Origin of the sequence: Pseudomonas parasichuanensis (genome assembly GCF_021601385.1) — a bacterium.
GTDB lineage: Bacteria > Pseudomonadota > Gammaproteobacteria > Pseudomonadales > Pseudomonadaceae > Aquipseudomonas > Aquipseudomonas parasichuanensis.
Genome location: NZ_BQHO01000003.1, coordinates 198,872 through 217,382 on the forward strand (window position 1 = coordinate 198,872; position 18,511 = coordinate 217,382).

General features: G+C 63.2%; 24 protein-coding genes and 1 pseudogene. 7 read left to right on the plus strand and 18 right to left on the minus strand.

Annotated features, from left to right (window positions below; translation table 11 throughout):
* Nucleotides 1–57 precede the first annotated feature (57 nt).
* From L6D77_RS03875 to tsaA, 4 genes are all read left to right on the plus strand, one after another.
* Nucleotides 58–516, plus strand: a complete 459-nt coding sequence (locus L6D77_RS03875; protein WP_232880541.1) for a GNAT family N-acetyltransferase — start codon at nucleotides 58–60, stop codon at nucleotides 514–516.
* A gap of 121 nt (nucleotides 517–637) precedes the next feature.
* A complete protein-coding gene (locus L6D77_RS03880; RefSeq protein WP_232880537.1) occupies nucleotides 638–1,348 on the plus strand; it encodes an rRNA pseudouridine synthase in 711 nt (236 codons plus the stop codon).
* A 48-nt stretch (nucleotides 1,349–1,396) separates the two neighbouring features.
* Nucleotides 1,397–1,858: a YehS family protein gene (locus L6D77_RS03885; protein ID WP_110992360.1), complete on the plus strand. Its 462-nt coding sequence runs from the start codon at nucleotides 1,397–1,399 to the stop codon at nucleotides 1,856–1,858.
* Nucleotides 1,858–2,553 carry a tRNA (N6-threonylcarbamoyladenosine(37)-N6)-methyltransferase TrmO gene (tsaA, locus tag L6D77_RS03890; protein ID WP_232880536.1) on the plus strand — a complete coding sequence of 232 codons (696 nt, stop codon included), beginning with the start codon at nucleotides 1,858–1,860 and terminating at the stop codon, nucleotides 2,551–2,553. The genes L6D77_RS03885 and tsaA overlap by 1 nt, the downstream gene beginning before the upstream one ends.
* Before the next feature lie 77 nt (nucleotides 2,554–2,630).
* Here the strand turns inward: tsaA and fpr are convergent, their stop codons facing one another.
* The gene (gene fpr / locus L6D77_RS03895) at nucleotides 2,631–3,410 is read right to left on the minus strand and encodes a ferredoxin-NADP reductase (RefSeq protein ID WP_110738446.1); all 780 of its coding nucleotides are present in this window, start codon (nucleotides 3,408–3,410) and stop codon (nucleotides 2,631–2,633) included.
* A 120-nt stretch (nucleotides 3,411–3,530) separates the two neighbouring features.
* On the opposite strand from fpr, the gene finR reads away from it, so the two are divergent.
* Nucleotides 3,531–4,457, plus strand: a complete 927-nt coding sequence (finR, locus tag L6D77_RS03900) for a LysR family transcriptional regulator FinR (RefSeq protein WP_232880531.1) — start codon at nucleotides 3,531–3,533, stop codon at nucleotides 4,455–4,457.
* Nucleotides 4,458–4,460: 3 nt separating this feature from the next.
* On the opposite strand, the gene L6D77_RS03905 is transcribed toward finR, so the two are convergent.
* From L6D77_RS03905 to L6D77_RS03915, 3 genes are all read right to left on the minus strand, one after another.
* Nucleotides 4,461–4,826 carry a diacylglycerol kinase gene (locus L6D77_RS03905; protein ID WP_011535182.1) on the minus strand — a complete coding sequence of 122 codons (366 nt, stop codon included), beginning with the start codon at nucleotides 4,824–4,826 and terminating at the stop codon, nucleotides 4,461–4,463.
* Nucleotides 4,827–4,901: 75 nt separating this feature from the next.
* Nucleotides 4,902–5,552 carry a response regulator transcription factor ErdR gene (erdR, locus tag L6D77_RS03910; RefSeq protein ID WP_125465164.1) on the minus strand — a complete coding sequence of 217 codons (651 nt, stop codon included), beginning with the start codon at nucleotides 5,550–5,552 and terminating at the stop codon, nucleotides 4,902–4,904.
* A gap of 254 nt (nucleotides 5,553–5,806) precedes the next feature.
* The gene (locus tag L6D77_RS03915; RefSeq protein ID WP_232880527.1) at nucleotides 5,807–6,517 is read right to left on the minus strand and encodes a tRNA-uridine aminocarboxypropyltransferase; all 711 of its coding nucleotides are present in this window, start codon (nucleotides 6,515–6,517) and stop codon (nucleotides 5,807–5,809) included.
* Nucleotides 6,518–6,729: 212 nt separating this feature from the next.
* Here L6D77_RS03915 and L6D77_RS03920 point away from each other — a divergent pair, with 212 nt between their 5' ends.
* A complete protein-coding gene (locus tag L6D77_RS03920) occupies nucleotides 6,730–7,155 on the plus strand; it encodes a quorum-sensing-regulated virulence factor family protein (RefSeq protein ID WP_232880526.1) in 426 nt (141 codons plus the stop codon).
* 1 nt (nucleotide 7,156) lies between these two features.
* Here the strand turns inward: L6D77_RS03920 and L6D77_RS03925 are convergent, their stop codons facing one another.
* The gene (locus L6D77_RS03925) at nucleotides 7,157–7,357 is read right to left on the minus strand and encodes a hypothetical protein (protein WP_153787611.1); all 201 of its coding nucleotides are present in this window, start codon (nucleotides 7,355–7,357) and stop codon (nucleotides 7,157–7,159) included.
* A 306-nt stretch (nucleotides 7,358–7,663) separates the two neighbouring features.
* Here L6D77_RS03925 and L6D77_RS03930 point away from each other — a divergent pair, with 306 nt between their 5' ends.
* Nucleotides 7,664–8,782, plus strand: coding sequence for an LOG family protein (locus tag L6D77_RS03930; protein WP_232880525.1), 1,119 nt, complete (start codon nucleotides 7,664–7,666; stop codon nucleotides 8,780–8,782).
* A gap of 48 nt (nucleotides 8,783–8,830) precedes the next feature.
* Here L6D77_RS03930 and recX read toward each other — a convergent pair whose 3' ends face one another.
* From recX to L6D77_RS03995, 13 genes and pseudogenes are all read right to left on the minus strand, one after another.
* Entirely contained in the window at nucleotides 8,831–9,301 is a 471-nt protein-coding gene (gene recX, locus L6D77_RS03935) for a recombination regulator RecX (protein WP_232880524.1), read from the minus strand.
* Nucleotides 9,302–9,309: 8 nt separating this feature from the next.
* The gene (recA, locus tag L6D77_RS03940) at nucleotides 9,310–10,377 is read right to left on the minus strand and encodes a recombinase RecA (RefSeq protein WP_153787608.1); all 1,068 of its coding nucleotides are present in this window, start codon (nucleotides 10,375–10,377) and stop codon (nucleotides 9,310–9,312) included.
* Nucleotides 10,378–10,481: 104 nt separating this feature from the next.
* Entirely contained in the window at nucleotides 10,482–10,964 is a 483-nt protein-coding gene (locus L6D77_RS03945; RefSeq protein ID WP_232880523.1) for a CinA family protein, read from the minus strand.
* A gap of 48 nt (nucleotides 10,965–11,012) precedes the next feature.
* Nucleotides 11,013–11,510, minus strand: coding sequence for a lysis system spanin subunit (locus L6D77_RS03950; RefSeq protein ID WP_232880521.1), 498 nt, complete (start codon nucleotides 11,508–11,510; stop codon nucleotides 11,013–11,015).
* Complete coding sequence (locus L6D77_RS03955; RefSeq protein WP_232880518.1) at nucleotides 11,507–12,058, minus strand: glycoside hydrolase family 19 protein; 552 nt, start codon at nucleotides 12,056–12,058, stop codon at nucleotides 11,507–11,509. Before L6D77_RS03955 ends, L6D77_RS03950 begins: the two co-directional genes overlap by 4 nt.
* Nucleotides 12,059–12,092: 34 nt before the next feature.
* Nucleotides 12,093–12,254, minus strand: a pseudogene (locus L6D77_RS03960) (zinc finger domain-containing protein); the annotation flags it as partial.
* 147 nt (nucleotides 12,255–12,401) lie between these two features.
* Entirely contained in the window at nucleotides 12,402–13,436 is a 1,035-nt protein-coding gene (locus L6D77_RS03965) for a phage late control D family protein (protein ID WP_232880517.1), read from the minus strand.
* Between the two features lie 87 nt (nucleotides 13,437–13,523).
* Nucleotides 13,524–13,730, minus strand: coding sequence for a tail protein X (locus L6D77_RS03970; RefSeq protein WP_232880516.1), 207 nt, complete (start codon nucleotides 13,728–13,730; stop codon nucleotides 13,524–13,526).
* Nucleotides 13,705–14,547 carry a phage tail protein gene (locus L6D77_RS03975; protein WP_232880515.1) on the minus strand — a complete coding sequence of 281 codons (843 nt, stop codon included), beginning with the start codon at nucleotides 14,545–14,547 and terminating at the stop codon, nucleotides 13,705–13,707. The genes L6D77_RS03970 and L6D77_RS03975 overlap by 26 nt, the downstream gene beginning before the upstream one ends.
* 14 nt (nucleotides 14,548–14,561) lie before the next feature.
* Complete coding sequence (locus L6D77_RS03980) at nucleotides 14,562–16,214, minus strand: hypothetical protein (protein WP_236169970.1); 1,653 nt, start codon at nucleotides 16,212–16,214, stop codon at nucleotides 14,562–14,564.
* A gap of 251 nt (nucleotides 16,215–16,465) precedes the next feature.
* The gene (locus tag L6D77_RS03985; protein ID WP_232880511.1) at nucleotides 16,466–16,768 is read right to left on the minus strand and encodes a phage tail assembly protein; all 303 of its coding nucleotides are present in this window, start codon (nucleotides 16,766–16,768) and stop codon (nucleotides 16,466–16,468) included.
* 12 nt (nucleotides 16,769–16,780) lie between these two features.
* On the minus strand, nucleotides 16,781–17,290 hold the full coding sequence (locus L6D77_RS03990) for a phage major tail tube protein (RefSeq protein ID WP_232880509.1): 510 nt from the start codon (nucleotides 17,288–17,290) through the stop codon (nucleotides 16,781–16,783).
* Nucleotides 17,291–17,303: 13 nt separating this feature from the next.
* Complete coding sequence (locus tag L6D77_RS03995; protein WP_232880506.1) at nucleotides 17,304–18,470, minus strand: phage tail sheath C-terminal domain-containing protein; 1,167 nt, start codon at nucleotides 18,468–18,470, stop codon at nucleotides 17,304–17,306.
* Between the last annotated feature and the right edge of the window lie 41 nt (nucleotides 18,471–18,511).

Sequence of the window (18,511 nt, forward strand, 5' to 3'; positions counted from 1 at the left end):
GGTATTTTTTTGCATCTATGTTTGTGCAGAGGCCAACGCACACCGGAGCCGCCGAGGATGAAGCCGACGCTGACACTGCACACCCCCCGCTACGCCGACTACCCGGAACTGGTGCGGATCTGGGAGGCGTCGGTCCGGGCCACCCATGATTTTCTCCCAGAAGCCTACATCCAACTGTTGCGTGAGCATGTGCTGGCCCGGTACCTGGATGCGGTGATGCTGGTCTGCTGCAAGGACCGCGACCGGCGCATCCTTGGCTTTGCCGGAGTGGCCAACGGTCGCGTCGACATGCTGTTCGTCGCGCCCGAACATTTCGGCCGGGGCGTTGGCCAACGGTTGCTGCGCCACGCAGTGGCGGAGCTGAATGCCGAACGCCTGGATGTCAACGAACAGAACCCCCAGGCCCTTGGCTTCTACTTGCACGAAGGCTTTGAAATCATTGGCCGCTCGGAAACGGATGGCCTGGGCCAGCCTTATCCGCTACTACACATGCAACGGGTCCGTGCAACGCCCTGAAACGGCTGCCGCTGACGTAACCGCGCATTGCCGAAATGGCGCAAATGACACCAATTTGCAGCCCCAAACCTATCGGGGCAGGTACAATGAGCGCTTTCCCTGCCCTGCGAACTCATTGTCCATGTCCGAGCCTATCCGCCTGTCCAAACGCCTCATCGAACAGCTTGGCTGCTCGCGCCGAGAGGCCGAACTGTACATCGAAGGAGGCTGGGTCACGGTCGATGGCGAAGTGGTCGAACAGCCGCAGTTCAAGATCGTCGACCAGCGCGTGGAGCTACTGCCTGGCGCCCGTGCCGAAACCCTCGAACCGGTCACCTTGCTGCTCAACCAACAACCCGGCCAGAACGTGGCAACCGCCCAGGCAGGCATGTCCATGGCCAGCCTGAGTGAAGCGCACCGTGAAGGCGTGCGCCCGCTGCACGGCCACTTCAACCGCCAGGACTGCATCGCCCCACTGCTGCCGGGCGCCAGCGGCCTGCAGGTGTTCACCCAGGACTGGCGCGTCACCCGCAAGATCGACGCCGACCTGCGCCGCCTTGAGCAGGAGTACATCGTCCAGGTCAGTGGCGAGGCCAAGCCTGGTGCACTGGAGCGCCTGGCCCGGGGCGTGGAACGCAAGGGCGTGGAGCTACCCAAGGCCAAGGCCAGCTGGCAGAACGAACAGCACCTGCGCATGGTGCTGAAGAACCCGCAGCGCGGGCAGATCGAGGCTCTGTGCGAAACCGCCGGCCTCAAGGTGCTGGGCATGCGCCGCATCCGCCTGGGCGGTGTGTCCATGGGCAAGCTGCCAGCGGGGCAATGGCGCTACGTCGCTGCCACAGAACGTTTCTAGCATTATTGCCGCGCGCACAGGTGCGGCTCTTGAACAGGATTTGCTGCAATGAACCACAACGACGTCATGCGTAGCCTGCGCTACATGATCAAAGCCAACGACCAGAAAATGGCCGAGATCATCGGCCTGGCCGGCCTGCAGGTGAACGCAGAAGCGATTGCCGGCTACGTGAAAAAAGAAGAAGAGCCGGGCTTCGTACAGTGCCCGGACAAGGTCATGGCCTATTTTCTCGATGGCCTGGTGATCCATCGCCGCGGCCGCGATGACAGCCGCCCGCCACAGCCTGTCGAGCTGCCGGTGACCAACAACACCATCCTCAAGAAACTGCGAGTGGCCTTCGAGCTGAAGGAAGACGACCTGCACGCGGTGCTCAAGGCGGTCAACTTCCCGGTGTCCAAGCCCGAGCTGAGTGCGCTGTTCCGCAAGGTTGGCCATGACAACTACCGCCCTTGCGGCGACCAGTTGCTGCGCAACTTCCTCAAGGGCCTCACCCAGCGCGTGCGTGGCTGATGCAACACACCGTCTCGCCGGTCGGCATCGTCCGCTCCTGCTTCAAGGAGAAGTTCGCCATCCCGCGCCAGCCACAACTGGCGCCGGCAGCGCGAGGCGTGCTCGAACTCCTGCCACCTTTCGACCAGGGTGATGCGGTAGAGGGGTTGGAGCAGGTCAGCCATGTGTGGTTGCTGTTCCTGTTCCACGAAGCGCTGGAGGACAAGCCACGGCTGAAGGTGCGCCCACCGCGCCTGGGTGGCAACAAGAGCATGGGGGTGTTCGCCACCCGGGCCACCCATCGGCCCAACGGCATCGGCCAGTCAGTGGTGCGCCTGGAAGGTGTCGAGCCCGGGCGTCTGCTGCTTTCAGGCATCGACCTGCTCGACGGCACGCCGGTGCTGGATATCAAGCCCTACGTGCCCTATGCCGACAGCATTCTGGAGGCGACCAACCAGATGGCTGGCGCCGCACCAGCGCCCATCGCCGTGCAGTGGAGTGAAAGCGCCCTGCCCCAGGCTCGCGAACATGAACTGCGCCTGGATGAGCCGCTGGTGGCGTTGATCGAGCAATGCCTGGCGCAGGACCCAAGGCCCGCCTATCAGGTACCGCCCGCCGAACGGGTGTACGGGGTGAAGTTCTGGGATGTGCAGGTGCGCTGGCACTATCCTCAGCCGGATCAGATCCGGGTGCTGGAGGTCGTACGGGATTGCTGAGCCATCACCGGCTTTGCTGGATCCAGGCATAAAAAAACGCAGGCCAAGGCCTGCGTTTTTTGTTTGCCGCGCTCGCCTTATTTCTCGACGAAGGCGCGCTCGATCAGGTAGTCACCCGGCTCGCGCATGCGCGCAGAGATCTTCAGGCCGAAGCTGTCCAGCACTTCGCTGGTTTCATCGAGCATGCTCGGGCTGCCGCAGATCATCGCGCGGTCGTCCTGCGGGTTAATCGGTGGCAGGCCGATGTCGCTGAACAGCTTGCCGCTGCGCATCAGGTCGGTCAGACGGCCCTGGTTCTCGAACGGCTCGCGGGTCACGGTCGGGTAGTAGATCAACTTGTCACGCACGGACTCGCCGAAGAACTCGTTCTGCGGCAGGTGCTCGGTGATGAACTCGCGGTAGGCGACTTCGTTCACGTAGCGCACGCCGTGGACCAGGATCACCTTCTCGAAACGCTCGTAGGTCTCAGGGTCCTGGATGACACTCATGAACGGCGCCAGGCCAGTGCCGGTGCTCAGCAGGTACAGGTGCTTGCCCGGGTTCAGGTCATCGAGCACCAGCGTGCCGGTAGGCTTCTTGCTGATGATGATCTCGTCGCCTTCCTTCAGGTGCTGCAGCTGCGAGGTCAACGGGCCGTCCGGCACCTTGATGCTGAAGAACTCCAGGTGCTCTTCCCAGTTCGGCGACGCGATGGAGTAGGCGCGCATGAGCGGGCGGCCGCTTTCCTGCTGCAGGCCGATCATCACGAACTGACCGTTCTCGAAGCGCAGGCCCGGATCGCGGGTGCACTTGAAGCTGAACAGGGTGTCGTTCCAGTGGTGCACACTGAGGACACGTTCGTGGTTCATGTTGCTCATCGATGGGGCTCCTGAAGAAAAACGCAGCGCGCACAAGGCGCACAGTTGCGCGATAGTTTAGGGGCAGCGACAATATCTGTTAACTGAATTATCAAGATATGTGTTATCGGTTATATAGATATGCGATTTACACTTCGTCAACTTCAGGTCTTCGTCGCCGTCGCCCAGCACCAGAGCGTGTCCCGGGCCGCGGGGGTGCTGGCCTTGTCGCAATCAGCCGCCAGCACTTCGATCACCGAACTGGAGCGTCAATCCAGCTGCCAACTGTTCGACCGCGCCGGCAAGCGCCTGAGCCTCAATGCCTTGGGCCATCAATTACTGCCCCAGGCAGTGGCCCTGCTCGACCAGGCAAAAGAGATCGAGGACCTGCTCAATGGCAAGTCCGGGTTCGGCTCGCTGGCGGTTGGCGCCACCCTGACCATCGGCAACTACCTGGCCACCCTGCTGATCGGCAGTTTCATGCAGGTACACCCGGAGAGCCAGGTCAAACTGCATGTGCAGAACACTGCGCATATCGTGCAACAGGTCGCCCATTACGAAATTGATCTGGGTCTAATCGAGGGTGACTGCAACCACCCCGACCTCGAGGTGCAGCCGTGGGTGGAAGACGAGCTGGTGGTGTTCTGCGCACCGCAACACCCGCTGGCCAAGGTCGGCCACGCCGGCATCGAGCAGCTTGCCAATGAGGCCTGGATCTTGCGGGAACAGGGCTCTGGCACGCGCCTGACCTTCGACCAGGCCATGCGCCACCATCGCGCCAACCTCAATATTCGCCTTGAGCTGGAGCACACCGAAGCGATCAAGCGCGCGGTGGAGTCAGGCCTGGGGATCGGCTGCATCTCGCGCCTGGCCCTGCGCGACGCCTTCCGCCGCGGCAGTCTGGTACCGGTGGAAACCCCGGCCCTGGACTTGGCGCGGCAGTTCTATTTCATCTGGCACAAGCAGAAGTACCAGACCTCGGCCATGCGCGAGTTCCTCGAACTGTGCCGCAGCTTCACCGCAGGCGTACAGCGCAGCGACGAAATCGTCCTGCCGCCGATCGCCTGAAGGTCAACCCAGCAGGATCACGCCCCACACCACCGCCACCATGGACATTGCCACCAGCTGCGCAGCGCTGCCCATGTCCTTGGCGTTCTTCGACAGTGGGTGGCGCTCCAGCGAGATGCGATCGATGGCCGCCTCCACCGCCGAATTGAGCAGTTCGACGATCAATCCCAGCAGGCACACGGCAATCAGGATCGCCCGCTCGACACGGCTAACCGGCAGCCAGAAAGCTGTCGGGATCAGCAGCACATTGAGCAACACCAGTTGGCGGAAAGCGGCTTCGCCCTTGAAGGCGGTGCGCAGGCCGTCCAACGAGTAGCCGGCGGCATTGAAAATCCGTTTGAGGCCGGTCTGGCCCTTGAATGGCGACATGTGTCACTCACTTCATCGATGAAAGCCTGGCAGGCTAGTGCAGTTCTGGTCAAAAAAGCGTGAAGGCGCGGGGACTTAGCTGGCCGAAACCGATTCAAGTTGTTGCAGCAGTAATGCTGCCTGCGTGCGCGTGCGCACCCCCAGCTTGCGGAAGATTGCAGTCACGTGGGCCTTGATGGTCGCTTCCGACACGCTCAGCTCATAGGCGATCTGCTTGTTCAGCAGGCCTTCGCAGACCATGGTCAGCACCCGGAACTGCTGCGGTGTGAGGCTTGCCAGGCCTTCGCTGGCGGCCTTGGCTTCAGCCGATACATCGACTTTCTCGAATGCCTGGGGTGGCCACCAGACATCGCCATCGAGCACATTGCGCACCGCTTCCTGGATCTTGCTCAGCTCGCTGGACTTGGGGATGAAACCACTGGCGCCGAATTCACGGGATTTCACCACCACTGCCGCTTCTTCCTGCGCCGACACCATCACCACCGGGATTTGCGGGTACTGCCCACGCAGCAGGACCAGGCCAGAGAAGCCATAGGCACCGGGCATGTTGAGGTCCAGCAGGACCAGGTCCCAATCGGACTTTTCCGTCAGGCTGGCTTCCAGCTCGGCGATGCTCGCCACTTCAACCAACCGCACGTCCGGCCCGAGACCGAGGGTAACGGCTTGGCGCAGTGCGCTGCGAAACAACGGGTGGTCATCGGCAATCAGGATTTCGTATGTGGCCATCGATCTATGGATCCTGTTCTGTGCCAGGCGCGAGGATACGGGATACGCCTGGCAGGCAACTCAAGGCGCGAACGGCAGGGCCGCCGGCCGGGACGGCACGGCGAAGACCGGGGTAACAGCAGCTTCGTCGTGCCCGAATCGGCGCCAAGGATGACGAGCACGCACCGAGTGGTCAAGCCAATTGCCCGGTCGTACCACCTCCCTGGCTGCCAGCCCCGTCAGTATGAACCAATCCGTTGCGCCCGCCCCTTGGACTATAGGAAGGTATGCAAACGCTGGTGGACCTCATCCTGCTCATCGAGCGGCAGGCGCCGCTTGCCACTGAGGTAGTGCAGGCTGAACACATCCAGATAGGCATCCAGGGCCTGCGAAGCCCGGCTGTCGCCGGCCAGGTCCAGGCACATGGCCGCCACTTCGGCGGTGCAGAAATGGTCGTCGCGCTTGGAACGACGCAGGCGATAGCGCGACATCTGTTCGGCTTGCAGGCTCAGTACCGGGAACTTGTCGAGGTACGGGCTCTTGCGGAACATCTTGCGCGCTTCGGTCCAGGTGGCATCCAGCAGGATGAATAGCGGGCGCTTGCCCGGTGCGCAGGCGACCTCGCTGACCACCCGCTCCTGGGCAACGAACTCACCGGGGAACACGATGTAGGGCTGCCACTGCGGATGTTCGAGCAGCGCCAGCAACCCTTCGTCCACCGACGTGCGCAGCCAGCCAAAGGCCGAGGTGTCCTCGATCAGGTCGGCGATCAGCCAGCCTGTATTGGTGGGCTTGAGTGGCTCGGTGTCATGCATCAGCAGGCACATGCCGGATTGGGCCTGTACCCTGGGTTTCCAGGCGCACAGGCAATGCGTGGCGATGACCCGACACTGCGGGCAGCGTTCGGCACGCGAGCCACGGGCGACGAAAGGTTTGATGCTGCGGGCCAGGCGCTCGGCGCGCAGCCGCGCTACCGCGTGGCTCATGGCTGCAGGCCTTGGCATTGAGAAGGGACGAACACAAGAACGACTCGACGGATGACAAAGCGCCAGTCTACCAGAGGCCGCGTCATTTGCCGTGCAGCCCTGCCTGCGGCTCCCTTATAATCGCCGGTTGTGGCGGCCGGAAATACCCAGTTTCAGGGAACGCCGCCTGCCGGCGCTGGTCAAAGCGCCAGTCATCGAACCAGGAGAGATCCATGCTGCGTCTAATTGTCCCGACCCTGAGCCTGCTGCTCGCCCTGCCGCTGGCTGCCCAGGCCGCTTCCAAGCAGGAATACGAGCTGAATCAGACGCTGGAGAAGGTCGCCAAGGAAAGCAGCGTCGGCACCCCACGCGCCATCAACGAAGACATCCTCGACCAAGGCTACACCGTCGAAAAAGGCAAGGCGCTGGTCAACCACCTGAGCGTGCGGGAAAGCCATGCCGAACGCATGCGCGCCAACCCGCAGCAAGTTCGCAGCCAGCTGGGCGACAGCGTTTGCCGCAATAACGGCTACCGCCAGCTGATGTCCAAAGGGGCAGTGCTGGTCTATCGCTTCACCGTCTACAAGACCAACCAGCCCATCATGGACCAGGCCTTCGATGCCGCCAGCTGCATGGCCGGCAACAACAAGAAGAAGTGATTCAGGCCACCTGATCGCTGGCGCGCCGTTGCTCTTCCTCGGCGCGCAATTCGGCCAGCAAGGCCTGTAGATACCGTGATTGCCGCTCTGTACCTTGCAGACGACGCAGGCATTCACCTTCAAGGCTCAGGTGATGGGCCTGCGCCTCGCGCGCCAGCAACTGAAACAGCTGCCCATCCACCTCGATCACCAGTCGATGCATACGGCCACCTCCCGCATCGCGCTTTATTGCCCTTCCAGTAGACCAAAACGCCGTAAAGGCTGGGCCTGACCTGACCGACGGCCCGCTCGCAGGCCAAGCGGCGCAATGGCGCGCCAGCGTCTAGATTGATAACGAGACCCACAACAACGACAACAAGATGGAATTGCCACTGCATCATGGCCTTGAAGGCCTACTGCAATGCTCGAGATGCACACTCGAGCCGTAGCAGCCAGCGGCACACGCAGTGCCGCGGCCGGGACACACCATCGACCCGGTCAGAGGTTTTGCTGCAGAAGGAGACGTTGAATGCCTTACCAACCGAATGAGCTTCTGTTCAACCACTTCAGGGATCAGGGTATCGACCTGGGCAACATCGACAAGCAACTGCAGCTGGTCGCCCCCAACAGCCCCAACCTGCCGCTGTACCGCGACATGATGCTGACCATCCTGCGCATGGCGCATGACGACCGCAACCGCTGGAACGCCAAGATCACATTGCAGGCCCTGCGTGAGCTCGACCAGTCGTTCCGCACCCTCGAACGCTACAAGGGACGGCGCAAGGTGACGGTGTTCGGCTCGGCGCGCACCCCGCTGGAACACCCGATGTACGCCCTGGCCAGGGAGCTGGGCGCAACACTGGCACGCTCCGACCTGATGGTCATCACCGGTGCCGGGGGCGGCATCATGGCGGCGGCCCACGAAGGCGCCGGCGCCGACCACAGCCTGGGTTTCAACATCACCCTGCCTTTCGAGCAGCATGCCAACCCCACGGTCGATGGCACCGACAAACTGCTACCGTTCCACTTCTTCTTCATTCGCAAGCTGTTCTTCGTCAAGGAAGCCGATGCGCTGGTGCTGTGCCCCGGTGGTTTCGGCACCCTCGACGAAGCCCTGGAAGTGCTGACCCTGATCCAGACCGGCAAAAGCCCGCTGGTGCCTGTGGTACTGCTGGACTCGCCCGGCGGCAGCTTCTGGCGCGACTGCCTTGATTTCATCAGCCGCCAACTGGAAGAGAACCGCTACATCCTGCCCAGCGACCTCAAGCTGGTGCGCCTGGTGCACAGTGCCGACGAGGCCGTGGATGAAATCAACCAGTTCTACAGCAACTACCACTCCAGCCGCTGGTTGAAGAACCAGTTCGTCATTCGCATGCACCATCCACTCAGCGAAGCGGCATTGCATGACGTGGAGGAAGGTTTCGCTGACTTGCGCCTGAGTGGCCGTTACCACCAGCAACCGGACAGTGGCGCCGAACATGAGGAGGGGAACTTCAGCCACCTGACGCGCCTGACGTTCGCGTTCAACGGCCGCGATCAGGGGCGCCTGCGAGAGCTGGTGGACTTCATCAACTTGCCGGAGAACTGGGCCAAGCCCCAGCCGATGCACACCACCCAGCGGGCGCGAGAAGCCTTGAAGGTGAGCTGAACGCAAAATGCCCTGCATGGCTCCCCTTTCGGGTGGCCATGCAGGGCATCAGTAGTCGTCGAGATCCCGGCCGCTGAGCAGCCGCCCGATCATTTCCATGGGAAAACCACGGTAGGCGAGAAAACGCGTTTGCTGCCCACGGCTACGTGGGTCATGTGGGCGCTGGCCGGCGAACTTACGTTGCCAAACATCTTGTAACTGCGCTGCCCAGTCCACCTCGCTTTCCCGCAAAGCCTGGTCGATATCACTGCGGGCGAGCCCACGCTGCCCCAACTCCTCGCGAATACGCGCGGGGCCGTAGCCAGCACTGGAACGGTAGCGGATGAAACTTTCGAGATAGCGGGCTTCGCTGAGCAGCCCTTCTTCGGCAAGCCGATCGAGCGCGGGCTCGATCAGCTCATCCGTTGCGCCGCGCTGACGCAATTTGCGCGTCAGTTCCACGCGACCATGCTCGCGGCGTGCAAGCAAATCCATGGCTGTCCGCCGCACGGCGACCGGGGTGTCGAGTACGGCGGACATAGGGCAGATCAATAACCGGCGTCGGCGTCAGCCATGTCGTCGGCATCGGCTTCAGCGGCAGCGGTCTTGCCAGCGGCAGCGACAGCGCTGGTGGCGAGCAGCTTATCGCGGATCTGCTTCTCGATCTCGGCGCCGATGGCCGGGTTCTCTTGCAGGTACTTGGCAGCGTTGGCTTTGCCCTGGCCAATCTTGTTGCCTTGGTAGGCGTACCAAGCACCGGACTTTTCCACCAGCCCTTGCGAAACACCCAGATCGATGATCTCGCCGTTACGGTAGATGCCTTTGCCGTAGAGAATCTGGAACTCGGCCTGACGGAACGGCGGCGAGACCTTGTTCTTGACGATTTTGACGCGGGTCTCGCTACCAACCACCTCGTCGCCTTCCTTGACCGCGCCAGTGCGGCGAATGTCCAGACGTACCGAAGCGTAGAACTTCAGGGCGTTACCGCCGGTGGTGGTTTCCGGGCTACCGAACATCACGCCGATCTTCATACGGATCTGGTTGATGAAGATGACCAAGCAGTTGGCGTTCTTGATGTTACCGGTGATCTTACGCAGCGCCTGGGACATCAGGCGCGCCTGCAGGCCGACGTGCATGTCGCCCATTTCGCCTTCGATCTCGGCCTTGGGTACCAGTGCCGCCACGGAGTCGACGATGATCACGTCAACCGCGTTGGAACGCACCAGCATGTCGGTGATTTCCAGCGCCTGTTCGCCAGTGTCCGGCTGCGAAACCAGCAGGTCATCGACGTTGACGCCCAGCTTGCCGGCGTATTCAGGGTCGAGGGCGTGTTCGGCGTCGACGAAGGCGCAGGTGGCGCCGTTCTTCTGGGCTTCAGCGATGACCGACAAGGTCAGCGTGGTTTTACCGGAGGACTCGGGACCGTAGATCTCGACGATACGGCCTTTTGGCAGGCCGCCAATGCCGAGGGCGATGTCCAGGCCCAGGGAGCCGGTGGAAATGGCGGGGATGCCCTGGCGCTCGTGGTCGCCCATGCGCATGACCGCGCCCTTGCCGAATTGGCGTTCGATCTGACCCAGGGCCGCAGCCAAGGCGCGCTTCTTGTTGTCGTCCATTGAAATCCTCACGTGTTCGACTTGGCCCTGACGGCCGGAATAACTGTATAAGTAGCCAGTATTATTCCACAGGGATTCGTTTCCGCAAACCCCCGCTTGGCGATTTACTCCGCGCCAAGCTGTAACAAGCCGTCTAACGCGGCGATCACCGTTTGTCGGCGCACCGCTTCGCGGTCACCGTCGAAGTGACGCCGCTCGCTGCTTACATGGTCCCCATCGGCCCAGGCCAGCCACACCGTGCCCACCGGTTTGGCGGGCGATCCACCGTCAGGGCCGGCCACACCACTGACCGCGACGGCAAAGCGCGCGCCGCTGGCCTGCCGGGCACCGCGCACCATCGCCTCCACCACCTCCTGGCTGACCGCGCCCACCTCGGCGAACAACGGCTGCGGCACACCCAGCTGCAGGGTCTTCTGCGCATTGGAGTACGTGACATAACCCGCCTCGAACCAGGCCGAGCTGCCGGGGATGCGGGTGATGGCTTCGGCGATGCCGCCACCGGTGCAGGATTCGGCGGTGGTCACCTGGGCATTGAGGCGCCGCAGGTGCTCACCCAGGCGGGTGGAAAGCGCGGTGATCGGGTCCATGACGGGCTCCTGAGTGAATTGCGCCCTACCCTAACACCCGGCAAGGGCTCACTGCGACAGGGCACGAACATAGTCCTGACAGGCGCGCAGGGCGATCAGTCCGCGGTCACCGCTGTCGGTGATGGCGATAATTCGTCGAGCATGCGCTGGGTCAAGTCGGGCGCGTACGGAGCCATGATCCAGGCCGCCGGCGGCGGTGGCGGCAGGCATTGCGCTGCAACTGGCGTCGCGCTCGACCAGGACCGACAGGCGCAGATCGGCAGTAGCAAGGCGGTCACGCAGGCGAGCCTGAGTCTGTTGCGCATCGGTAAGCTCCTGGAAATGTCTCGATTCACTGTCGTGCAGCCGCTGCTCCACGCCCTGGCGCTGTTCACGCTCGGCGAGCAGCAGGCCATGCAGTGCCTCGGCCTGGTCCAACCGTTGCTGCACCAGCTGCTGCTCCTGCTCGGCCAGCAACCGCCCATAGCGCCAGGCCTGCAGTTGCCAGGCCAGCGCCGCCCCCACCAACAGCAGCAGCGCGCAAAGCCCGAGTTGCCAGCGGCTCAACAGAGCACCTCACGGGCTCGCTGCCAAAGCTGCAACCGCTCGGAAAGGCCATTGAGGCCACCATTGATATGGCGCGTGATGCGATTGAACTCACCTTGATCGGCCAGTGCGTTAAGCCCTCGCGAGTGCCAGAACCAAGCCGCCGATTCACAGGCCCAACGCGGCTGCTCGAGCATCTGTGGCTGCGCCAGCAGGCGTTCGTCACCGAACAACGCGCGGCTGCAAGCCTGGTAGTTGTTGCGCCCGGTCACCTGGATCAGACCACGGCCGCAATAGCGCTGGCCGTCGCCATCGGCCTCGGGCGTGTTGCCCAGGCGCAGGGCCAGGCTGCCGGTGTCGTAGCGCGCCAGGTAGCGCTCGCTCCCCAACTCCTTCACATAGCGCAACTGCCCGGATTCATGGCCGACCTGGGCGAGAAACGCAGCGATACGCTTTGGATGGTCGATTTCCCAACGAGCCATGGCCTCATTGAGTGCCGCCAGGAAGACGGATACCCGCTGGCCGGCAGCGGGATAGATTTCTTTCAATTGCGGTTCGGTTAACAACATTGACGGCGACTCCATTGCTGTCTGATCGAGCGGCGGCCGATGCCGCCGGTGGTTCGCTCAGGGGCGATGGCTCGAAGCACGTGGCTTTCACATGATTCAGGGTGCGGCAACGACCACACTTGATCTGGAGCTCGGAAGCGGGCGTGATGCGGGCCAGCAACTTGCGGCACTGGCCACAGCGAAAGTCGATGAGCATGCGGCGGTATTCCTTGCGATCGCTTGGCCAGAAAAGCCCGGCACAGGGGGGCATCGACAGCGAGGTAAAGCCCCATCACCGCGCTATCTGGGCCGACTATAGAAAGCACCTTCAGCCACAGGCAGCGGGAAACCTTGTCCCACACCCTCAGGCCTTGAGCGCTCCCGCGCGACGCGGTGCCGCCCCCTTGGCATTGGCCTTGCCCTGGCGACCGCCATTGCACTGCACGGTGGTACGCCAGCCACTGCTGGTGAATACCTGCTCGACCGACTCGATCAGGTAGGCGCCATCGAGCCCGGCAAGAAAGCCGGACACTTCGATGCTGCGCTCGGCAAACAAGTCGGTGCGCCCAGGCATGTCCAGGCGCACGCTGGCGGTGTCGCGGTTGAAGCTGGCCAATCGTGCACGGGCAGCGTGTTCGGCGGCCGCACGATTGGGGTACAAATGACGGTCGGTGTAGACCGGTTGCAGGCCGTCCGGGGCATCGACGTTGGCCAGTTCCACCGCCTGCAGCTGACCACTGGCGCTGTCCTGATGGCGGGTCCTGACCGCCTTGTGGGTGCTTTTGTCTGCCAGGCGAAATTGCCACTGGCTGACATCGGCGCGGGCGATACTCACCACGCCCAACGCCTTGCCGCTGGCGCTCTGGCCGCCCTGGCGCGGCATGACCAGCAACTGGCCGTTGGCCAGCTTGGCAGTGCAGTCATGCTGGCGGGCCAGGCGGGTGATGAAGTTGAAATCCGACTCGCTGTACTGGTCCACACGCGGCACCTGGACAGCCACCGGGCACACCGCTTGCCAGCCGTTGCGGGCGGCGATCTCGACGACGATGCGTTGCAGCGTCACCTGCTCCCAGCTGCCGCTGCGGATGGTTTTGCCGGTGCCGCGCAGGTCGCTGGCCTTGCCGCGGATCACCAGGGTATCGGGTGGGCCGGACAGCTCGACTTCGTCAACGCTGTAGCGCCCCAGGCGGCTCAGGGGCTGACCCGCATGGCCCAGTTGCACTTCGAGCAGCGCGCCACGGGCTGGCAAGGCCACAGCACCATCGCGGGCGTCGATGCGCAGTTCGAATTCGTCGGCCTCAAGGCCGGGTTTGTCGGTGGTGCGTAACAGCAGCAGGCGGTCGTTGATCAGCGTGGTGATGTCGTGGCCGTCCGCGGTGATGCGAAATTGCGGTTGCATGGTCTGGGCTCCGCTGGCGGTTGGGGTGGCAATCAAGTTCACGGGCGCGGTGTGACCATCGCTGGCAAGCCAGCGATGGTCACACCATCATTCCCACAGCTGCAGCGTGTTGCTCGCCACTACCGGCAACGTCGGCAGCACGATACGCACGCCTGCCCGAAATGGCTGGGCTTCATCCGCCAGCCCCTGGTTGGCATCCAGTACCGCTTCAACCACGCCTGTCAGATGCCCGTAGTAGTGCTGACAAAGGGTGTCGAGCACATCCCCCTCAGACGTTGTGCAGGTCTTGGCCATAGCTCACGAACTCCAGTGAAAAGCCTTGTTTGCGCGGAATACCGCCCGCCAGCAGGACACTCTGCTCTTCCTCGATACTGGTCAGGCACCAGGTACCCAGCACTTCGCCGTAACCGGTAGTCAAAGACAGCGGCAGCAACTGGCGTCCGATGCTGCGCAGTGTCTGCAACTGGCCGAGGCCGCCTTTGAAACCGGGGAAGATCGCCCCACGCAGGGTGATGCTCTCCTCGCCCAGGCTGACGGCCTGCTGGGCGCTGTCGCGGCCCAGCCGTTCCTGGCCGGCCCAACGGAAGCGCGTTTGCCGGCGTAACTGGTCGAAGGCGGCGCTGTCGAGGTTGAAGTAATAGGGCGAGGCACCGGCCTTGAGTGGCTGCAGCACCAACAGGTGAGGGAAGGGCTTGACCGCCTCGGGAGCGGGGGTGGCTTGCGGCGCGAAGCCCAGGGTCGAGAGTGCGCCAGTGAGGGTAGCGCTCACCTCTCCCGCTACCCGGCGTATCGCTGCCACCGCCTTGGCCGCGAAACCGGCGAAGCGCTCGAAACGTTCGCTCACCTGGCGCACTTCAGCCAACGCCTGGTCGAAACGCTCCAATACCTTCGCCACCCGTGCCTGAGCGGCAGTGATCGCCCGAATCGAGCGTTGCAGCCTGGCAGCGACGATCGGACCGGCTCGCGTCACTCCCTCCAGCTCGCCAACCGCATTCTTGACATGCTCGATCGCCTCATTCATTGGCTCGAGCATGGCGTCGGCACGCCGGCGCCCCGCCTCTCCCGCCTTGACCAGAGCCTGCAGCGTGGTTTGCAACTCCTGATAGATCATGCAGGGTCTCCTGTTCAGAAGGGTTGTGGTTGATCCGCCAATTGCACCGAGCGCGCCCGCAGCATCAGCTCCTCCAGCTGGCGACGCGCGATGGCTTCGAGCTGTTGCAGGATGTTCGGGTCGTCAAGGCTGTTGGTGAAGGTGACGGGCATGTTGGCGGTGAAGGTGAACTGCTGATTGATTGGCGCTGGAGCCGCAGGCGTCGAGGTCGACGATGCATTCAGTACCGGCGCGACCGCGCCCAGGGATGGTTCGCCGGCCTCCTTGCCTGCGGACGGCTGTGCCTCACCGGTTTGCACGCCCATGGCCTTGCCCAACCAACCTCCGATGCTCTCCCCGCCCATGCTGCCAAGCACGCCACCAAGCAGGCCACCGATCGCCGTGCCGATCACCGGCACCACCGAGCCGATCGCCGCGCCAGCGGCAGCACCGGCCAAGGTTCCGCCCAGGCCGCCGACCGCGCTGGCGTAACCTTCGAGTTTTTGCGCCGTTGGCGCATCGCTGGTGTAGGTTTCAGCCAGTTGCAGGCCCGTATCCAGCAGGCCAACGCCAGGCACGCGCCTGAACGCCTTTCTTGCCAGGGAAGTACTCGCGCCCGCCCTGCTGGCCAGGCCTGCAAACGAAGCAGAGCCCAGTTCCCCAACGGAGCTTTGCGTTGCCCGTTCAGCGCTGGCTGGCCGTTCCTGGGCTGCGTAGTAAGCCTCGTCTTCCTGCGCCTCTTGCTCTTCTTCCTCCTCTTCTTCCTCCTCTTCTTCCTCCTCTTCTTCCTCCTCTTCTTCGACTTCCTCCTCTGCGACGTCACCATCGGAAAACCGCGCATCGTCCACCGCGCTTCTTTCACTTCGGCTGCGCAGGCTGGAACCGGCACGTTCAACGGCAGGTGCCGGCGATGTCGAGCCATCGCCGGAGACGCCATCTTTGCCGGCCGGTTTGTCGGAAAACCAATTGAACACCGACTTGCCCAGTGCGCCGCCGACGCTCTCGCCCGCCATCCCACCAAACAGGCTGAGGTATTCCGCGGCGTGCTTGTTCTTGGTCAGCCCACCCAGCAACGCACCGCCGAGCGAGCCCACCAGTTCACCCAGTGCGCCACCGACCCCTTCGGCCTGATCCTGGCCATCCTCTTTGTTGAATGCCAGCATGCCCTTGGTGAGCGCCGTAACCACCGACACGCCGGTTTTTTCCCTGACGGATTTAGTCGCCTCGCGCCGACGGTCTTCTGGCAGTCGCCGATAACCCTTGTAGAGCGCCACCGTTCCACCAACAGTGGCGGCGCCTGCCGCCACCGCGCCCACAACTCTCAACCCCGAAGTCGCCTGCTCCAGTGGCACCCGCCCCTGTTCCGGGCTGCGTGCCAGGGGTGGATCATTCACAGCAGGCCTGGGCTGTGGCGTCACACCGTCCAGCAACGCCGCTTTGCGCTCCTCGAGCGAATAACCGGGTGCAGGACGCTCAGCCGCCTTGGCGGCGCCCGCCTGATCGGGCGTCGCCAGAGGCCGGCGCCCAAGGGACAGATACAGCCCACGCAAGCGCTGGACCTCATCGCCCTCACGGCGCAGTCGGTCGATCTGCGCCTCATGGCCCTCTGCCTGGTCGAGGGCCAATTGCCGATCGACCTGGCGCACCTTGTCCAACTCCAGCCCCAGGCGAATGACTTCGTTGACCATCCGCCCAAGCCGGGTGTCGTCAGCCTGCCTGCGCAGTTGCACAAGCGACTGGCGCAGAGCATCGAATACCCTGCCGGACGGTTGGCTAACGGTGACGCCTACGGTGAACACCTGTGTGTTCGCCATGTGCTCCTCCTTGTCAGTCCGAGAGCCACCAGACCATGTCGCTGAACGACATGGTCATGATTTCGCTCGCGGAAAAGTTCAGCTCCCTGGCCAGCCGCCGTGCGGCGGCCTTCTGCCGGGCTGGATCAAAGCTCGTCGTCCTGCACCAGGCGAAAATAGCCGCTTTGCAGGCGGCTGTAGTCCTTCAGTGCCAGGCCTTCGAGGTCCTTGACGCCCACCTCGGCGAGGGAGGCGAACAGGTTCAGCTCACGCTGCTCGTCATCCTTGGCACCGCCGATCTGTGCGTTACGAATGTCACGCACGGTCGGCGCGCGCAGCGACAGGCTGTCCACCTGCAGGCCATTGGCCTCGCTGGGACGCGACAGGCGCACGGTCACCCGTTCGGCGCTGAGCATCATCCATTGCGGCAACTTCTTCGCTTGAGCCATTGCAGGTTCTCCTTACAAACCAAGGGCGGCGCGCTGGGCGGCCAGTTGGTCGACGCCATCGATCACCCGCTTCATACCCAGGGCGTCGATCTCGTACACCAGACGACCGTCGACTTCGAGCTTGTAGTAGGTAACGCCAACACTGTGCTTGATCTCAGCCTTGTCGCCGGACTTCCAGTCGCCCATGTCGATCTCCTTGAGCGAGCCACGCAGGGTGACGATCACCGGGCTGACCTTGCCCTTGAGGCCCTTGAAGGCACCCCGGAAGGTGCCGTTGAAACCGGAACCATCGGCCAGGCCGAAAAACTTCAAGGCATCTCGGCGTACGCCGGTGGTGGTGAAAGCGGCTTCCTGCTTTTCCATGCCCAGATCCATCTCGACCGGCATGTCCATGCCGCCCGGGCGGTGCTCCTCCATTTTCAGGGTGAGTTTGGGCAGGGTCAGGCTGGGTACATCGCCCTGGAAGCTGATGCCATCGACGAACAGGTTCAGGTTGGCCAGGGTTTCGGGAATCATTGCCATGTGAATGCGCTCCTTAAGCGGCGGAATCGAGGACTTCGGTCAGCCACTGGTTGGTGACTTCGACGCGGAAATTGGGGTTTTCGGCAGGCGGGACGTCGGTGAAGCGGATGTTCCAATACACCTTGCCCTGCTCGAGTGCGCTGACGGTGTTCAACTCAGGATCCGCATACACCTCGAAGTTGATGATCGCGCCCTGGTTCTTCAGGTCGCGCATGAAGGCCTGCAGGCCCTCGGTGACATCCTTGACGTAGGTGGCGGTGATGGAACGATCGACGGCCCACTTGTGGCCATAGAGGATCGCGTCCATGACGATGTCCATGGTCCGTACCCGGGTGACGAAGGCCCATTTCGGGTCGCTGGACAGGGTACGGTTGCCCCACAGGCGGAAGCCGTCGTCACGGATGATGGTGGCGATGTTGGCGTTGTTCAGCACGTTGGCGCGGCAGCTGTCGTCGCCATCGAGGAACTCCACCGCACGGCTGGTACCAGTGATGCCAACGAACGCCTTGTTCGAAGGCGATGCCCAGAAACCGTATTCGCGGTCGGTGAAGGCGAACAGGCCAGCGACCCAGGCAGAACCCGGCGCATCGACAGTGGCTTCCTCACCGTTGTCCCAGTAGCGTACGCCCGGGTCGACCAGGAAGGCGCGCTTGGCGCCGTAGTGCTTCGCGTAGGCGATGGCTGCTTCATCGGTGGTGTTCGGGCCGTCGATGAGGGCGATGCCGCGCAGCTTGTCGGCCAGGGCGACCAGGGCGGTGCCGACGGCTTGGGTGGCACTGTGTTTCGGCGTGACCAGCAGGCGTGGCTGGGCGTTGAAACGGCTCTTGCCGTCGAGCAGTGCCTGCAGGCCGGTACGCTTGCCGTCCGCCAGCACGGTGCCGATGATCGCCGAAGTCTGCTCGGCGGCGTCTTCGAGCTTGGCCACGCCGCAGGCGACGATAACGGCCTTGGCACGGCTGTAGATGGCCCGGCAGGCCTTGGTGATCGCCGCATTCTGGCCAAACGCTGCAACCGCTTCGCGCTCGCTGGTGATCAGCACCAGGTCATTGGCCTTGGCGGTGACGCCCGGGCCTTCGGTAAAGGTATCGACCAGGCCGATGATCGAGGAAGACGGCAACGCGATGCTGCGCGAGCCGGTGTCGACGTTGGTCACGGTGACGCCGTGGAAGAATCCACTCATAGAATCAATCTCCAGATATAAGTAAGCCCCGTGAACGGGGC

Bases quoted from the DNA above. Each gene is read 5' to 3' on its own strand.
- L6D77_RS03875 (WP_232880541.1), top strand. From the start codon at position 58: ATGAAGCCGACGCTGACACTGCACACCCCCCGCTACGCCGACTACCCG.
- L6D77_RS03880 (WP_232880537.1), top strand. From the start codon at position 638: ATGTCCGAGCCTATCCGCCTGTCCAAACGCCTCATCGAACAGCTTGGC.
- L6D77_RS03885 (WP_110992360.1), top strand. From the start codon at position 1,397: ATGAACCACAACGACGTCATGCGTAGCCTGCGCTACATGATCAAAGCC.
- tsaA (WP_232880536.1), top strand. From the start codon at position 1,858: ATGCAACACACCGTCTCGCCGGTCGGCATCGTCCGCTCCTGCTTCAAG.
- fpr (WP_110738446.1), bottom strand. From the start codon at position 3,410: ATGAGCAACATGAACCACGAACGTGTCCTCAGTGTGCACCACTGGAAC.
- finR (WP_232880531.1), top strand. From the start codon at position 3,531: ATGCGATTTACACTTCGTCAACTTCAGGTCTTCGTCGCCGTCGCCCAG.
- L6D77_RS03905 (WP_011535182.1), bottom strand. From the start codon at position 4,826: ATGTCGCCATTCAAGGGCCAGACCGGCCTCAAACGGATTTTCAATGCC.
- erdR (WP_125465164.1), bottom strand. From the start codon at position 5,552: ATGGCCACATACGAAATCCTGATTGCCGATGACCACCCGTTGTTTCGC.
- L6D77_RS03915 (WP_232880527.1), bottom strand. From the start codon at position 6,517: ATGAGCCACGCGGTAGCGCGGCTGCGCGCCGAGCGCCTGGCCCGCAGC.
- L6D77_RS03920 (WP_232880526.1), top strand. From the start codon at position 6,730: ATGCTGCGTCTAATTGTCCCGACCCTGAGCCTGCTGCTCGCCCTGCCG.
- L6D77_RS03925 (WP_153787611.1), bottom strand. From the start codon at position 7,357: ATGCATCGACTGGTGATCGAGGTGGATGGGCAGCTGTTTCAGTTGCTG.
- L6D77_RS03930 (WP_232880525.1), top strand. From the start codon at position 7,664: ATGCCTTACCAACCGAATGAGCTTCTGTTCAACCACTTCAGGGATCAG.
- recX (WP_232880524.1), bottom strand. From the start codon at position 9,301: ATGTCCGCCGTACTCGACACCCCGGTCGCCGTGCGGCGGACAGCCATG.
- recA (WP_153787608.1), bottom strand. From the start codon at position 10,377: ATGGACGACAACAAGAAGCGCGCCTTGGCTGCGGCCCTGGGTCAGATC.
- L6D77_RS03945 (WP_232880523.1), bottom strand. From the start codon at position 10,964: ATGGACCCGATCACCGCGCTTTCCACCCGCCTGGGTGAGCACCTGCGG.
- L6D77_RS03955 (WP_232880518.1), bottom strand. From the start codon at position 12,058: ATGTTGTTAACCGAACCGCAATTGAAAGAAATCTATCCCGCTGCCGGC.
- L6D77_RS03965 (WP_232880517.1), bottom strand. From the start codon at position 13,436: ATGCAACCGCAATTTCGCATCACCGCGGACGGCCACGACATCACCACG.
- L6D77_RS03970 (WP_232880516.1), bottom strand. From the start codon at position 13,730: ATGGCCAAGACCTGCACAACGTCTGAGGGGGATGTGCTCGACACCCTT.
- L6D77_RS03975 (WP_232880515.1), bottom strand. From the start codon at position 14,547: ATGATCTATCAGGAGTTGCAAACCACGCTGCAGGCTCTGGTCAAGGCG.
- L6D77_RS03980 (WP_236169970.1), bottom strand. From the start codon at position 16,214: ATGGTCAACGAAGTCATTCGCCTGGGGCTGGAGTTGGACAAGGTGCGC.
- L6D77_RS03985 (WP_232880511.1), bottom strand. From the start codon at position 16,768: ATGGCTCAAGCGAAGAAGTTGCCGCAATGGATGATGCTCAGCGCCGAA.
- L6D77_RS03990 (WP_232880509.1), bottom strand. From the start codon at position 17,290: ATGGCAATGATTCCCGAAACCCTGGCCAACCTGAACCTGTTCGTCGAT.
- L6D77_RS03995 (WP_232880506.1), bottom strand. From the start codon at position 18,470: ATGAGTGGATTCTTCCACGGCGTCACCGTGACCAACGTCGACACCGGC.